The 16,402-nt window shown below is 35.8% G+C and carries 16 protein-coding genes and 1 other RNA gene; 13 read left to right on the plus strand and 4 right to left on the minus strand.

Annotated elements, in window-relative coordinates:
* Positions 1–5: 5 nt before the first annotated feature.
* Positions 6–866, minus strand: coding sequence for an alpha/beta fold hydrolase (locus tag A9G23_RS04895; protein WP_141674916.1), 861 nt, complete (start codon positions 864–866; stop codon positions 6–8).
* A 26-nt stretch (positions 867–892) separates the two neighbouring features.
* On the opposite strand from A9G23_RS04895, the gene A9G23_RS04900 reads away from it, so the two are divergent.
* The 13 genes from A9G23_RS04900 to A9G23_RS04960 all read left to right on the plus strand — a co-directional run bounded on the left by A9G23_RS04900 (position 893) and on the right by A9G23_RS04960 (position 14,729).
* On the plus strand, positions 893–2,836 hold the full coding sequence (locus A9G23_RS04900; protein ID WP_065586552.1) for an exoribonuclease II: 1,944 nt from the start codon (positions 893–895) through the stop codon (positions 2,834–2,836).
* A gap of 273 nt (positions 2,837–3,109) precedes the next feature.
* Positions 3,110–3,238: a DUF2492 family protein gene (locus A9G23_RS11735; RefSeq protein WP_255306886.1), complete on the plus strand. Its 129-nt coding sequence runs from the start codon at positions 3,110–3,112 to the stop codon at positions 3,236–3,238.
* 232 nt (positions 3,239–3,470) lie between these two features.
* A complete protein-coding gene (locus A9G23_RS04910; RefSeq protein ID WP_065586554.1) occupies positions 3,471–4,130 on the plus strand; it encodes a hypothetical protein in 660 nt (219 codons plus the stop codon).
* 18 nt (positions 4,131–4,148) lie between these two features.
* A complete protein-coding gene (locus A9G23_RS04915; RefSeq protein ID WP_081296959.1) occupies positions 4,149–5,711 on the plus strand; it encodes a glucan biosynthesis protein G in 1,563 nt (520 codons plus the stop codon).
* 24 nt (positions 5,712–5,735) lie between these two features.
* Positions 5,736–8,096 (plus strand): glucans biosynthesis glucosyltransferase MdoH, encoded by a 2,361-nt coding sequence (gene mdoH / locus A9G23_RS04920; protein WP_065586555.1) that lies wholly within the window; start codon positions 5,736–5,738, stop codon positions 8,094–8,096.
* A 52-nt stretch (positions 8,097–8,148) separates the two neighbouring features.
* Complete coding sequence (gene epmA / locus A9G23_RS04925; protein ID WP_065586556.1) at positions 8,149–9,135, plus strand: elongation factor P--(R)-beta-lysine ligase; 987 nt, start codon at positions 8,149–8,151, stop codon at positions 9,133–9,135.
* A 2-nt stretch (positions 9,136–9,137) separates the two neighbouring features.
* On the plus strand, positions 9,138–10,499 hold the full coding sequence (gene rmuC, locus A9G23_RS04930) for a DNA recombination protein RmuC (RefSeq protein ID WP_065586557.1): 1,362 nt from the start codon (positions 9,138–9,140) through the stop codon (positions 10,497–10,499).
* Positions 10,500–10,623: 124 nt separating this feature from the next.
* Positions 10,624–10,869, plus strand: a complete 246-nt coding sequence (gene xseB / locus A9G23_RS04935) for an exodeoxyribonuclease VII small subunit (RefSeq protein ID WP_065586558.1) — start codon at positions 10,624–10,626, stop codon at positions 10,867–10,869.
* On the plus strand, positions 10,853–11,731 hold the full coding sequence (ispA, locus tag A9G23_RS04940) for a (2E,6E)-farnesyl diphosphate synthase (RefSeq protein ID WP_065586559.1): 879 nt from the start codon (positions 10,853–10,855) through the stop codon (positions 11,729–11,731). The genes xseB and ispA overlap by 17 nt, the downstream gene beginning before the upstream one ends.
* Positions 11,732–11,758: 27 nt before the next feature.
* The gene (dxs, locus tag A9G23_RS04945; protein WP_065586560.1) at positions 11,759–13,615 is read left to right on the plus strand and encodes a 1-deoxy-D-xylulose-5-phosphate synthase; all 1,857 of its coding nucleotides are present in this window, start codon (positions 11,759–11,761) and stop codon (positions 13,613–13,615) included.
* A gap of 7 nt (positions 13,616–13,622) precedes the next feature.
* Entirely contained in the window at positions 13,623–13,907 is a 285-nt protein-coding gene (zapA, locus tag A9G23_RS04950) for a cell division protein ZapA (RefSeq protein WP_065586561.1), read from the plus strand.
* A gap of 65 nt (positions 13,908–13,972) precedes the next feature.
* Positions 13,973–14,154: non-coding RNA, 6S RNA (ssrS, locus tag A9G23_RS04955), on the plus strand.
* A 29-nt stretch (positions 14,155–14,183) separates the two neighbouring features.
* On the plus strand, positions 14,184–14,729 hold the full coding sequence (locus A9G23_RS04960) for a 5-formyltetrahydrofolate cyclo-ligase (protein ID WP_065586562.1): 546 nt from the start codon (positions 14,184–14,186) through the stop codon (positions 14,727–14,729).
* Between the two features lie 222 nt (positions 14,730–14,951).
* On the opposite strand, the gene A9G23_RS04965 is transcribed toward A9G23_RS04960, so the two are convergent.
* The 3 genes from A9G23_RS04965 to A9G23_RS04975 all read right to left on the minus strand — a co-directional run.
* The gene (locus tag A9G23_RS04965) at positions 14,952–15,776 is read right to left on the minus strand and encodes a DUF6708 domain-containing protein (protein WP_065586563.1); all 825 of its coding nucleotides are present in this window, start codon (positions 15,774–15,776) and stop codon (positions 14,952–14,954) included.
* 16 nt (positions 15,777–15,792) lie between these two features.
* Positions 15,793–16,032, minus strand: coding sequence for a hypothetical protein (locus A9G23_RS04970; protein WP_141674890.1), 240 nt, complete (start codon positions 16,030–16,032; stop codon positions 15,793–15,795).
* Positions 16,033–16,050: 18 nt separating this feature from the next.
* Positions 16,051–16,402: DUF6708 domain-containing protein (locus tag A9G23_RS04975; protein ID WP_176700602.1), on the minus strand; the 352-nt coding region annotated here is incomplete at its 5' end.

Consider the following 16,402-nt stretch of genomic DNA (forward strand, 5'->3'; position numbering starts at 1 on the left):
ACCATTTAGCCCTCTAACCAGTTATGTAAAAGTTGCAAAACTTGCTGCGTTTTTTCAGCATGAACATTGTGCCCAGCTCCTTCAACCACTTCGATTTTGGCATTCGGGAATTGCGCAAAAATAGCATCATATGCCTCATTGGTAATATAAGACGAGTTGCCGCCACGAATAAATAATGTGGGTTTTAACCAAGGGGATATATTTTGCCAATCACAAATATGACCATACTGCGAATTAATCGCTTGAATGTTAAATAACCACTTTTCGTTTTTAAACGATTTTAATAAAAAAAGAATGGTTGGTGCATTAATACCAGCTTGTTCCATTAAATTGATGATCTGTTTTTTATCGGTAATTTGATTAGTCAGGCAATACATTAATACTCTTAAAATAGTGGCATTGCCTGAGCGGTGATATTTTATGGGCGCAATATCAATAACAACCATTTTTTGGATAGTATCTGAGAGCATCTGTGACAAGTGCATAGCAACCTTACCCCCCATTGAGTGACCAATTAATATGATATCTTTTAATTGTAAATCATAACAAAGTTCAGCCACATCTTCGGCCATCGCTTGGTAGTTTATCTTATCAGACCAAGGTGAATGCCCATGGTTACGCAAATCAACTTGCACCGTTTGATAATGCTTTGCAAAATCTTTTGCAAGCATATTTAAATTATCTAAACTACCAAATACGCCATGCAAAAACACAATTGGCTGTCCGTCACCTTGTAATTTATAGTTTAATTTCATACTTTCCATTCGATCAATTATTCTAAATAGCATTATTATACGTCTATTTTCAACGCCATCACCGATTAATTCAATAAGCACAATTTGCATAACTATGATAGAATTTAACACTAACTTTTTAACTAGTGTTAAGCCATATGTTTCAAAATAACCCTCTACTTACACAATTAAAACAACAACTTCACAAACAAACACCTCGCGTTGAAGGTATTGTACGAACACATGAAAAAGGATTTGGTTTTTTAGATGTAGATAATAAAAAAAGTTATTTCATCCCAATTGCTAAAATGAAAACAGTCTGTAATGGTGATAAAGTATCGGGAACAGTAATAAGTCATAACGATAAAGAATCTTTTGAGCCCGAATCATTAATCGAAAGCGCATTGCAAAAATTTATTGGCAAAATAGGTTTTCAAGATCGTGCAATGGTAATTTATCCTGAAAATATGCCCGCAAATTTCGCCATTCGTTGCAAAATAAATAAACAAGTTAGCGAAAAACTAAAAGAAGGTGATTGGGTTGTGGCAACACTTGTTTCACACCCTTTGCAAGAAGACAATAATCATTTTCTTGCTGAAGTTATTCGTTTTGTGGCTGAAAATAATTCCCCCTATCAACTGTGGCTAAAAACGTTAGCTCGTTACGATTTAGAAACGCACGCTCCACAAATCGAAACATTAACGATTAACGAGGCTGAACTTGATAACCGTCAAGACTTAACTGATGTTAACTTTTTTACTATCGATAGTGAAGATACTGAAGATATGGATGATGCCATTGCGGTTTCTAAAGATGAACTGGGGCATTATCAACTAATGGTTGCCATTGCTGACCCAACTGCTTATGTATTACAAGATAGTGAGCTTGATCATATTGCCAAAATTAGAAATTTCACAACCTATTTGCCTGATTTTAATATCCCTATGCTACCCAAAGAACTTGCTAATGAACTATGTTCATTAAAAGCAAATCAAAAACGCCCTGCAATGATATGTAAAATGAGTATTGACGAAGCGGGCAATATTATTACCGATAGTATCACCTTTATGTCTGCTTGGATTGAATCAAAAGCGAAACTATCTTATACCAATGTTTCTAATTTTTTAGAGCATGATGGCGAATTAGTAACGAATAACTCTACTATTAAACAACAACTTAACTGGTTAGCAGATTTAGCTAAAATCCGCATAACGTGGCGAAAAATCCATGCATTAGTCTTTAAAGATCAGGGTGATTATCGTTTTGAACTTAATGAAAATCATCAGGTTATATCAATCATTAAAGAAACTCGTCGGATTGCTAATCAAATTGTTGAAGAGGTCATGGTTCTTGCCAACCAAGCTTTAACATTACAATTACAACATAAAATTGGCTTTGGAATTTTTAATATTCATTCAGGTTTTGAGCATAAATATATCGAACAAGTGATAAATTTTTTAAATGACAACGAGATTACAGACTTTGATAAAGATTCACTCTTATCTTTCGATGGTTATGTCAAGTTGCGACGTGTAATTGACAATAATCCATTTTTAACCACAAAGCTCCGCAAGTTCCAAAGTCCTGCAGATTTTTCAACTGAGCCACAACCGCATTTTGGTTTAGGATTTGACGCCTATGCAACATGGACTTCACCAATACGCAAATACGGTGATATGGTCAACCATCGACTAATCAAAGCGTATATCCGCTCACAAGAATTATCTCCACCAGATAAAGAACAATTAAAAAGCATGAATGAAAGACGCAAAATGTTACGATTTGCTGAACGTGATATGGCGGAGAACCTTTATGCTCAATACTTGTCAGATAAAATCGGTGAAAGTTACTCTGCTGAAATTATCGATATTAATCGTGGTGGCGCTCGAGTTCGTTTATACGATATAGGTGCTTATGCATTTGTGCCACTGTCAATGATCCATTCAGTCAAAGAAGAAATTACTCCATTGCCCGATAAAGGAGTCGTTAAAATTAAAGGTGAAGTTTGCTACAAACTGGCCGACACTATCCCTGTTGTTATCCATCAAGTTAAAAGAGAAAATCTATCAATTATTGCCAAATTAGCTAATAATAAAGAATAAAATAAGATTATTCTCACTTGAATTTATTGTTTCCTTCGCCTTAATTTGCTCCTCTGATTTCTATCAGAGGAGCAATAAATAAAAATTGATGATATTTTTAATATTTATCCCCTTTTTTTTATTCATAATATCTGCTATCTTTCACGACTCAAGATATGAATTTCAAAACTTAAATGAACAACAATCTCAGGAGGCTATAATGTCAATTCATGGGCATGAAGTATTGCAGATGATGGGAAGAACCAGCTACATAAAATCATCTTTACTAAAGCTATCCAAGATAAGTTTGGTGCAAATGCAAAGTTTCATACTTGCTCTCAGTCTGACATGAATGCCTATCAAATTATCGCTTTTTTAAAAGCAAAGTGTAAATTTAAACCTTCTAGCGTTTATGAACGCTGAATTTACAGTCAATAATAAAAAATGCAAACATTAGAAAAACACAACGATATATAGCACGCTTTTTATATGTTTATATTTAATCTACGAGTGTTTTTAAATCAATATGAGTATATAATTTTGCGCTACAACAATTGTTACCTGTGACAGTTGTTACTCATAACACGATTAAAAGTAGTGGCAAAGTTGTTCAATTTGAAAATACACTCAAGAATATGTTCATGGGATTTAATAAATGAAAATAAGTAACATCTTTATATGCGCCATTATCTCTATTCTTGTCGCAAGTTGTGCCCAAAATACATCAACAAAAAATAAAGACACAATTTCAGAAAGTGATCAGCTATTTTTATTAAAACAGCAAACTGAAACTAACAATTCTTATGTAGTAGATGCTAAAAAACAATTGCTTCAGTTTGTCAGCGATAAAGATTTCGATAACTATGTTACCAAACGTGGAATTTTAAATTGCAAAAGTGATAATAACCAATCATTTTGTGTGTTGAGCTTTTATCTGAACGAATATTATAAATTAAGGTATGATATGCAACTTAAGAAAGTAATTGAAGAAAAACAAGTTGAACATGATATTGAATTGAGCAAAATAAAAGCATCTAAAAACAATATTGAAAATTATTGCCAATACTCAGCTGACTTTGTTGCTGCAATTTATACAAAAGATACCACTAAAATAACCCAATATTTTCAACCAAAATTTAGAATGTCTGAGCAAGATATATCAAAATTACAAGCCAAGATTACTCAAGATGATTATTCTCACTTTTTGATCGATGAAAATCCCAGTATCCTTCAAGAAATGAAAACCGATTATGTTGAAAAATGCTTAAATGATCCAAAAAACAATATTATCAATTATTTTAATATTTTTAGATAATGCTAACAAGAGTCTTTTATGTGCAATTTATTACCAATTCGCCAGTTTAATAAAACATTAATTTGCAAGTTGCTTTGCGTTGCTTCAGCTACTTGTCTTAGTTTTTCTGCATGGGCTTTTTCGTTTGACGATGTGGTTGCCAAAGCCGAAAAATCATCCCTAAAGGCTTATGTTCAGCCATCTAAAAATATTCCCAATGAATTAGCTTCGTTACAATTTACTGATTATCAAAAAATTCTATTCAATCACCCAAAAGCCTATTGGGGTGATCGAAAAAGCCGTTTCAAACTTGAATTTTATCATGAAGGAATGTACTTTGACGTTCCAATAAAGATCAATGAAATTGTTGATAATCAAGTTAAGCCAATCCAATATGATCCGAGTTATTTTGATTTAAGCCAGATCAATCTTGATAAGCTAGACAATAAAGAGCTTGGATTTGCTGGATTTAAAGTCCATTATCCAATTAATATTCCAACAAAAACTGATGATGAAATATTTTCAGCACTCGGTGGTAGTTATTTTCGCGCAGTAGGTAAAAATCAACGCTATGGCCTTTCAGCCAGAGGGCTTGCCATTGATACGGGTGAAATGTCGGGTGAAGAGTTTCCGATCTTTAAAGAATTCTGGATTGAAAGACCGAAACCAAACCAAAAACACTTAGTTATCTATGCATTACTCGATTCACCAAGTGTAACTGGCGCCTATAAAATTACATTAGTTCCAAGCATTGATACCACCGTTACTGTCCAAGCAAAAGTGTTCTTTCGTAATTCTGTGAAAAAATTGGGTATCGCGCCACTAACCAGTATGTTCTTATTTGGACCTAATCAACCATCACCATTGCTAAATTATCGCCCTGCAATGCATGATTCTAATGGTTTATCAATTTTAGCCAATAATAACGAATGGATCTGGCGCCCATTAAATAATCCTAAACGTTTATCGTTTTCATCGTATAGTTTAGAAAACCCGAAAGCTTTCGGTTTAATTCAACGCGATAAAGGTTTTGATGATTATCAAGATCTCGATGATCACTATGAAAAAAGGCCAAGTGTTTGGACTGAAATTTTAGGTAATTGGCAAAAAGGACGAGTTGAGTTAGTTGAAATTCCAACAGCAGACGAAACTAACGACAATATCGTTACATTTTGGGTACCCGAAAAACAATATAAAGCTGGCGATGTACTTGATATCAAATATCGCTTACATTATTCATTACATGAACTACAGCGTTACCCTGATAATATAGCAAGAGCAGTTAGTACCCGATTATCACTAGGTGATATAAAACAAGCTAATTTAATTCGTAAGCTTGATGGATCTAATGCATATGTGATTGACTTCGCAGGTCCTGCATTATCAGAAAATGAACCTGTCAAAGTAATTTCGAGTATTAACAACGGTTCTATCGTAAGTTGTGACTTACAATACAATCCTGATATTAACGGATGGCGGGTGATTGTTCGATTCAAAGTTGAAGACAATAAAAAAGCAACTGATATTCGCATACAACTCGCTTCGCAAGCTACAAATGAAGTGATTTCTGAAACTTGGAGTGGGCAATACCCCGCACAATAATTATTATAATAATTAGATAACAATATGAAAAAAGATTACTTTGCAAATCTTTCTGACGCTGGAGTTTGGCGTCAGAAAACCAAAAACAATGCAACGCCACCTGACGATGTCGAATTTTTAAAATATCGTTTAAATCAAATTGGCGATACTCGTTCTTTTATTGATACCCGAAAACAACAGCCGAGTTATCCTGAAGTTGATCGCGTTTCAATCCAACCTCAAATTTGGAATCAACGTTATACTGCCAAATCGAGACATGGCATTAATATTCTAGTTATAATTCGTCGTGTTATTATGTTTGCACTCATTGCAGTACAAACATACTACGGAACCGCTTACCTATCGTCTTTATTACCTTATCAAAATTGGCAAAAAATCAATTTTATGGCGAATTGGGATATCAATCCTGAATTAGCTATTTACAGTATCATACCTTATATTGTTCAAGGTGCAATTATTACCTTATTCGCTATTTTGTTTTGTTGGATCTCAATTGGCTTTTGGACCAGCATTATGGGCCTAATATTAACAGTAATGGGTAAAGACCGTTATACCATTCCTATTCCCAACAATCCTGCATCACATATCGACTCTAAGCATCGTACTGCACTTGTTATGCCAATTTGTAATGAAGATGTCGCACGTGTATTTGCTGGTATACAAGCAACTTATCAGTCCTTAGTTGAAACGGGTCATGCTACTTGCTGTGATTTTTTTATCTTAAGCGATACTAACGATCCCGATCTATATGTTAACGAACTAAAAGCTTGGGCTGAATTTAATGCTGCAAAGCAAAACAATGGCTGCAATATTTTTTATCGTCACCGCAAACGCCGAGTAAAACGCAAAAGTGGTAACATTGATGATTTTTGTCGTCGTTGGGGACATCAATATGAATATATGATGATCCTTGATGCTGACAGTATTATGACTGGGGATTGTATTTTAAAAATGATTGCCATGATGGAAATAACCCCTAAAGCAGGCATTTTACAATCACCTCCAAAATCAGTTAGAATGACGACTCTCTATGGGCGTATTCAACAATTTGCTAACCAGACTTATAGTGATATATTTTGCTCTGGAACACATTTTTGGCAATTAAGCGAAGCACAATATTGGGGGCACAATGCCATGATTCGCCTAAAACCTTTTATTGAGCATTGCATATTATCACCAATTCCAAAATGTAAAGAACCAATTCATATCTTATCGCATGATCTCGTTGAAGCGACACTTATGCGTCGTGCAGGCTATGGCGTTTGGATTGCATATAATATGAATGGTAGTTATGAAGAGCTACCAGGTAATATGATTGAAGATCTAAAACGTGATAATCGCTGGTGTATGGGCAACTTAATTAATTTAAGATTAATCTTTAAAAGCGGCATTAAATTAACCCACCGTATAATGTTTGCCACTAGTGGCATGGCTTATATTTCGTCATTATTGTGGTTAGTGTTTTTAATATTCTCAACACTATTATTATTGGTATTTAATATTTCTGAGCCTCAATATTTCTTCCAACCTAACCAATTTTATCCAACTTGGCCAAGGTGGGATGAACAATTAGCTATACAACTTCTCTCAACTACGATGGTGTTACTGTTTGCACCCAAATTTTTCAGCTATGGCATTATTATAGCTAGAACAGGTGCAAAAGAGGTTGGTGGTATATTTAAATTAACTCTATCAATACTGATTGAAATGGTTTGGTCAATGATCCTTGCGCCAATACGCATGATCTTCCATAGTAAATTTGTACTCAAAGCATGGATGGGTAGCAAAATTCAATGGAAGTCGCCATCACGAAGCGACGATGCGTTAACATGGGGCGAATCATTTTATTTTTGTTGGCCATTATCGTTACTAGGGATTGTGTGGTTAGGCGTAATTATCTGGCTAAATCCCCAATTTACTTATTGGTATATAGCGATATTAATACCTTTAACTATTTCGCCTTTAGTCATTAGAGTATCGGGGCTTTCAAGCATTGGAATGAAAGCTAAAAAGGCAGGGCTATTTTTAACCCCAGAAGAAACTCACCCATCACGAGTAGTCACACTTACAGGTGAATATTTTGTTAAAACCGAAGCGGCATTTGTTGAACATGGTTTTATTATGGCGTTGGTTGATCCTATTTATAATGCGCTAGCTTGTGCCTTATCAACTTCAAGGCATCGAGTTAACAATAAAAACCAACAAAAACGCAATGAACTTATTGCACAGTATCAACACATAGATTTAGAAAAAATGAGTAAAGAACAACAGTTAGCAATTTTAGAGGATCCATTTATTCTTTCCGCATTACATCGTCATATTTGGCAGCAACAAGAAAAATACGACAATTTATTCTCATTATGGCAAAATGAACGCCAACAATAAGAAATAGGGCTTTTGCCCTACTTCTCTTCTTTTTAGTAATTAATCAAAATCCATGGATATGTTTATGACTTGGCAACCTTCTGCATCTATCAATAATTTACTTAAGCGCGCAAAAATTGTTTCTCAAATTCGTCAATTTTTTGCGGATCGCTGTATTTTAGAGGTCGAAACACCGACTTTAAGCCAATATGCAGTAACAGACGTACATTTAAGTTCTTTTCACACTAAATTCTTAAAACCAGGGGAGCACGAAGAACAACAAGGGCAACAAATGTCATTAATTACCAGCCCTGAATATCATATGAAGCGCTTACTAGCCGCTGGCAGTGGTCCTATTTATCAAATGTGTAAATGTTTTCGTAATCATGAAGAAGTCAGCCGTTATCATAACCCTGAATTCACCATGCTAGAATGGTATCGCATCCAATTCGATATGATGCAAATGATCAATGAAGTCGATGACCTATTACAAACTGTTTTAGATTGTGAACCTGCTGAACGAATTTCTTATCAAAAGGTATTTCAACGCCATCTTAATATTGACCCTTTAGAAGCCGATCACGCCACTTTAGTCAAGGCAGCAAACCAACTTGATATTGGGCTTAACACAGACAATTATGATAAAGATGGCTTACTACAATGCTTATTCACTTTTGGTATTGAACCGCATATTGGTCAAGATAAGCCTATTGCCGTATTTAACTTTCCTGCATCACAAGCCGCATTAGCTGCTATTAGTCCAGAAGATCATCGTGTAGCGAGCCGTTTTGAGTTTTATTACAAAGGCGTTGAGCTTGCTAATGGTTTTAAAGAACTGACTAATGCACAAGAACAAAGAATGCGTTTTGAACAAAATAATTTAGAACGCACTAAACAAAATCTACCTGCACAGAATATTGACATTGAGTTACTCGCCGCTATGGAAGCCGGACTTCCAGACTGTGCAGGGGTTGCTGTAGGATTAGACCGTTTAATTATGCTTGCTCTAGGTAGCAATAGCCTAGATGACGTGATGTCATTTACTTTTGAAAGGGCTTAATTATGTTCAATGCTTTAGGATTAACTGGATGGATTGCCATTATTATTGGTATTGCCGCTCTAATATTATTGGTGTTAGCGATAAAATCCCAACTAACAATTAATAATTTACATCAACTATTTGATCTACAACTGATCCAAAAGAAGGAAGAAATCCAAACTTTAACAATTCAAGTAAAACAGTTAGAACATGAATTAGAACAATATCGGCAGCAGAATCTAGCGCAAAATGTCAAAATTAGTGAACTCAAAACGCGTTTAGAAGAAACCTTAAGTGCAACACAAGAAAGGCAAACCATACTAGAACAAAGTGAACAACGGCTCACGACCCAATTTGAAAACCTAGCTAATCGTATTTTTGAACAAAGTGGTAAAAAGATTGAGCAACAAAATAAACAAAGTCTTGATTTTTTACTTTCACCACTCAAAGAACAATTAGAAGGTTTCAAAAAACAAGTGCAAGATAGTTTTGGGCAAGAGGCAAAAGAGCGTCACACATTGACGCACGAAATTCGTAACTTGCAACAGCTTAATGCACAAATGAGCAAAGAAGCAACCAACCTAACTAATGCACTAAAAGGTAATAACAAAACCCAAGGGAACTGGGGCGAATTTATCTTAAGCCAAATTCTAGATAATTCAGGATTACGTTCAGGTTATGAATATGAAACTCAGGTCAATTTAACTAACGAAAGTCATCAGCGTTTACAACCCGATGTCATTGTTCACTTACCGCAAGGGGGTGACGTCGTTATTGATTCCAAAGTAACTTTAGTTGCCTATGAGCGCCATTTCAATAGTGATGACGAAACGGTTAAAGCAAAAGCGATGACCGAACATTTAGCGGCTGTCCGTAACCATTTAAAACAACTTAGCCAAAAAGATTATCATAAACTCATTGGCATTAATTCATTAGATTATATTTTGATGTTTATTCCTGTCGAGCCGGCATTTTTAAGTGCAATCGATAATGACCCCGCATTAATCAATGATGCCCTAAAAAATAATATTATGATAGTCAGCCCAACAACGTTATTAGTTGCGTTACGAACTATCCATAATTTATGGCGATTTGAATATCAGAATCGTAATGCAGAGCTTATCGCCGATAGAGCAAGTAAATTGTATGACAAAATGCGCGGCTTTATTGAAGATATGGAAAACCTAGGCAGTTGTTTAGACAAAGCTCAACAAACCTATCAAAATTCCATGAATAAATTATCTAAAGGTCGTGGCAATGTAATTGGACAAATTGAACGATTTCGTGAAATGGGTATCGAAGTTAAAAAACCAATTAACCCAGATATTACCTTATTAGCGATGGAAGAATCGAATAACGAAGTTGAACGTAAATCAACAAATTAGCTAATCGCTAAATCAAAGGATAACACATATTAACATCGCTTGTGGTGTTATAAATAAGCAAAAGCCTTGATTCACGATTGTTTGAAATAAGTGTATACTCATCAACCGTAAAGAGGAATTGAATATGGCAAAAAAACAAGATAAAGATGCAAGTTTCGAAGAGACTCTTAAACAACTCGAAACCATTGTAACTCAATTAGAAAATGGCGATTTACCATTAGATGAAGCACTAAATGAGTTCGAAAAAGGAATTAAATTAGCTAAAGCAGGGCAAAAACAGTTACAGCAGGCCGAGCAACGCATTCAGATTTTATTATCTGAAAATAGTGATGCCGAACTGTCAGAATTTTCAAATGATGATAATGAATAACTTAAAACCATTACAAGAACGAATTGACTCGTTTTTAACTGTCTGTATTTCACAAATTGAGCCATCTAAACTTCAACAAGCAATGCGTTACAGCTTGCTGGCGGGTGGCAAACGGATTCGACCTATTTTAGTCTATTTAACGGGTCAAATGTTCAATTGTCCTCTTTCTAAATTAGATGAAGCCGCTGCCGCCATTGAATCAATTCATACTTATTCATTGATTCATGATGACCTACCCGCCATGGATAATGATGATTTACGCCGAGGCAAACCAACCTGCCATATCCAATTTGGTGAAGCTCAAGCCATACTTGCCGGTGATGCTTTGCAAAGTTTAGCCTTTTCATTATTGGCAAGCAGTGAGTTAATTGATGCGGAGGCTAAAATCAAGATGATAGCAGAGCTTGCCCATGCTAGCGGTGTTAATGGCATGTGTCTTGGTCAATCGCTCGATTTACAGGCCACACAACAATCAATTAACCTTGAACAGTTACAAAAAATCCATTGTTATAAAACAGGTGCGTTAATCAAAGCGTCTATTCGTTTAGGTGCTTTTGCTTGTGGTGAAATCGCTAAATCCTACTACCTAACGCTCGATAATTACGCCGAGGCAATCGGACTGGCGTTTCAAATTCAAGATGATATTTTAGATGTCATTGGTGAGCAATCAATTATGGGTAAACCGCAAGGTTCAGATCTGGCCCATGAAAAAAGCACATACCCAGCATTAGTTGGACTTGATAACGCAATAAAGCTCACTGAGCAACTTTACCAACAAGCTATCGATAGTCTAAAGCAAATACCTTATAATACCCAGCCATTACAGGATCTTGCTGGTTTTATTATTAATCGCAATAGTTAACAATTAACTAAAATATAGCATTACATAATGAATTTAGATAATTACCCATTGTTAAAACAAATAAACTCACCCAAGGATCTAAGGTGTTTACCACAATCACAGTTATCGGCTGTATGCTGCGAACTCAGACAATATTTACTCGCATGTGTTAGCCAATCGAGTGGTCATTTAGCATCGGGATTAGGTGTGGTTGAATTAACTACAGCACTGCATTATGTTTATCAAACGCCTTTTGATAAAATTATTTGGGATGTTGGTCATCAAGCTTATCCTCACAAAATTTTGACTGGTCGCCGAGACCAAATGCTCACTATACGCCAAAAAGGTGGACTTCATCCATTTCCTCATCGTAATGAGAGCGAATATGATGTACTAACCACAGGACATTCTTCGACCTCGATTAGTGCGGCGCTTGGAATTGCAATTAGCGAACAAAAAAAACAATCGGGTAAAAAAGTGGCTGCCATTATTGGCGATGGCGCTTTAACTGCAGGTATGGCATTTGAAGCAATGAATCATGCAGGGCATATTAAACCCGATATGCTGGTGATTGTTAACGACAATGACATGTCAATTTCAGCAAATACCGGCGCACTAAACCAACATCTTACTCAAATCTTATCAAGTAGAGCCTATACGTCTTTTCGGGAAAGTAGCAAACGTGTATTAGCAAATCTTCCGCCATTAAAAGAGCTGGTTAAAAAGACTGAAGAACACTTAAAAGGATTAGTTACCCCTGCCATCTTATTTGAAGAGCTGGGTTTTAATTATATAGGTCCTGTTGATGGGCATGATATTGATGGCTTGATCGCAACTTTACAAAAAGTTCGTCAATTGAAAGGCCCTCAGCTGCTTCATGTGATTACACAAAAAGGCAAAGGCTATGCACCTGCTGAAAAAGATCCGACTTTATGGCATGGTGTACCAAAATTCAATCCTAATGAGGGTATATTACCTACCGCCAAAAAAGTAACCCCAACATATTCGCAAATTTTTGGCGATTGGCTATGCGAAATGGCGCAAAATGATAAACGTTTAATGGCAATAACACCAGCAATGAGTGAAGGTTCGGGCATGACAAAATTTGCCAATCATTATCCTGACCAATTTTTTGATGTTGCAATAGCCGAACAACATGCTGTTACCCTAGCCGCTGGGTTTGCAATTAGTGACTTAAAGCCGGTTGTCGCCATTTACTCAACTTTTTTGCAACGCGCTTACGATCAAGTTATTCATGATGTTGCCATTCAAAACCTACCCGTATTATTTGCCATCGATCGCGCTGGCATCGTTGGCGCCGATGGTGAAACTCACCAAGGAGCATTTGATTTAAGTTATCTACGTTGCATACCCAATATGGTCATTATGACACCAAGTGATGAAAACGAATGCCGACAAATGTTGTACACAGGCTATTTACATAATGGTCCTGCGGCAGTGCGCTATCCTCGCGGTGAAGGCATGGGTACACAATTAACACCATTAACCCCAATTCCTTTAGGGCAATCTAAATTATGTCGACAAGGTGAGAATATCGCTTTACTCAATTTTGGTACTTTGCTTACCGAAGTATTACAAGCAGCGGAGCAAATCAATGCTACAGTTATCGATATGCGTTTTGTTAAACCATTAGATGAAAAAGTCCTTTTGCACATTAGCCAAACTCATAATATACTTGTCACCATTGAAGAAAATAGTATTAAAGGCGGGGCCGGTAGCGGCGTCTGTGAATATTTATTATCGAAAAAAATAAAATGTGATATTTTAAATATCGGACTCCCTGATAAGTTTATTTCTCAAGGATTTCAAAGTGAAATAAGACAAGAGATAGGGTTAGATCAAAAACACATTATCGATAAAATTAATAATTTTATGAATCAATAGGTTAAATATGGAAACTCAAGCTGTCACTATTCAGATTTTTGGACGAACATTAAAGTTCAATTGTCCTGTTGATGAAGTCGATGCACTTAATAGTGCCGCAAAAGATTTAGATGCGCGCTTAACAACTTTACGAGAAAAGTCACCGCAAGTTGGTAGCGATCAGCTTATTATGACTGCAGCGCTGAATATTTCTTATGAACTCACAAAAGAAAAAGAAAAAAGTAATGAATTTGGCGATCGGCTAAAAATGTTACAGCAATTACTCGATTCAGCCCTAAATACCAACAATTAACTATTTTAATTGTAAATTTAATACAAATGGTATTGTATGATTTGTTAAATTTTGTATTATTATATTCAACTCTGAGATGATCGCGATATGGGTTAGTCCCCTGAGCCGATATTCTTAACTTAAGAACGGAGTGACTTTTAATTGGTGTGTATGCCTTACTTGTAAGGAAACCTAAAAATTAAAACACGATGTTCACCTTGAACTCTGGGTTCAAGGGTTACGACCCTAACGACATCTTGGAGCCTTCTATTTACCTTTCAGCAACAATAGAAACTGATGAATATTAGGCAAAATATCCGTCAAAAAAGACGACAATTATCTTCCTGTGAACGCAATATTGCACAGCAAGCTATATATCAAAAAATTATTCATCATCAAGCGATTAATGCTGCGAAAAATATCGCCATATTTTTATCATTTGATGGCGAAGTCGAAACCCAACCCATAATTAACTATTTATGGCAAAAAAATAAATCTGTCTATTTACCTATTATTCACCCTTTTTCCTCCAAACATTTACTTTTCTTAAAATATACTAGTCAAACTCAGCTTATAAAAAATAAATTTGGTATATTAGAACCAGAATTAAACATATTAAATGTGCTTCCTTCCCACCAACTTGATATTATTTTTACTCCATTGGTTGCTTTTGATCAACGAGGTTATCGTATGGGAATGGGAGGGGGATTTTATGACCGGTTGCTAGCTAATTATCAAACCCAACAAATTTTACCTATTGGTCTTGCATTTGCTTGCCAAAAAGTCCAACATATTGATAACAAACCTTGGGATATTCAGTTACCAGAGATCATCTATGCCTAAATTGTTTTATTTTTCATTGAAAATATAAATCCTCCTCTAAAATGAACTGAACCCAAAATAAAATATTCTCTCAAATCGTATCTAGTTTAAAAGGATCTAGAGTGTGCATTCCAATTAAAGCGCGTTGCTTTAAATATAGTATAACTCATTCAACTTTTTATAAAAAAAGAAAAATTATGCTGGTATGGAAACCTCAGATATCAAACGTTTTTTATTATGAATTTATTGTTTTACATGATGCCGTTGTTTAATTTCAGCGAGCTCTGCTTGCGATGTGGCATTAAACGCTTCGACCATCCATTCGGGCCAGCCTTGACCGTCAATTCTATGGGCTTTAAATTCCGTTTCTTGATCTGATTTATATTCACCATCATCGATATTGGCCACATCACAAAAAAACATAAAACTATTGATCCACCCCCAAACAAATGTACTACCAGCGCCCGCTCGAATAGGATCTAGCATGATATGATCAATCACTTGATGCGTACCGGGTTGGCACACCATTAGCACGGTCGAGGTTAAAGCATTACGTGACATATTATGGATAATAACACCATGCAAATCATCCCAATCATACTCTTTTATTCGGCGTTTTTTCGGTTGTAAAAATACTGCTGGATGGCGTAAAAACTTAAAGTTAAAAAAGTCACTTTCGTTAACATAGACTTTACCCGTTTTACGGTTAAATATAATGGGGCTACCACGACGGGAAAATAGATTATGATAGATTTCTGGAATAACAAAATACATAGCAATAAAGCATAAAATAACACCACTTAACGCCGCTAAAAACATGTTAGTTTCTAAAATTGGATTACATAAATAAGTCAATATAGATAATATAACCACTGCAGAGCATAAAAGAATAACAGCAATGATGTAAATACATAAATAAAAAACTTGATCAGAAGGAATCTTACGAATAAAGGCACAATAGTTATTATTAGCATAACTTAAGCGACGATCATGCAGGGGCACACTATAAGGACCTTTATCTAGATCCCCAAACCAACCAAAAATTTGTGGACGGTATTTTGATGGCATTTTATTCTCCTTTTATTTATTCTTCATGAAATTGGTTACTGCTTCGGTTAATGATAAGTGGAATTTCGCCATCATCTTGTGCATTAGGGCTGATATTGATTTGATAGTTATTTATTAGATCATAAGCAAAGGTGCCCGCTATCCAAGTTATCACCGTTAGGTGGCTATCTGACTGATGAGGATCGGTTTTTTTCACTTCGATTTTTTCAATATCGTTAAAATTAGATTGCCATACCGCTTTGCCCATTCTTGCCAAACTGTAACGGCTTTTGGGCTATTCCGTTATATGGTGCCGTTGTTTAATTTCAGCTAACTCTGCTAATGATGTGGCATTAAACGCTTCAACCATCCATTCGGGCCAGTCTTGACCGGCAATCCTATGGGCTTTAAATTCCGCTTCTTGATCTGATTTATATTCGCCATCATCGATATTGGCAGATTTATAATACACCATAAAACTATTGATCCAACCCCAAACAAATGTACTCCCTGCGCCTGCTCGGGCAGGATCTAGCATGATATGATCAATCACTTGATGCGTACCGGATTGGCACACCATTAACACGGTCGAGGTTAGAGCATTACGCGACATATTATGGATAATAACACCATGCAAATCATCCCAA

Origin of the sequence: Gilliamella sp. App4-10 (genome assembly GCF_001690495.1) — a bacterium.
Lineage (GTDB): Bacteria > Pseudomonadota > Gammaproteobacteria > Enterobacterales > Orbaceae > Gilliamella > Gilliamella apicola_G.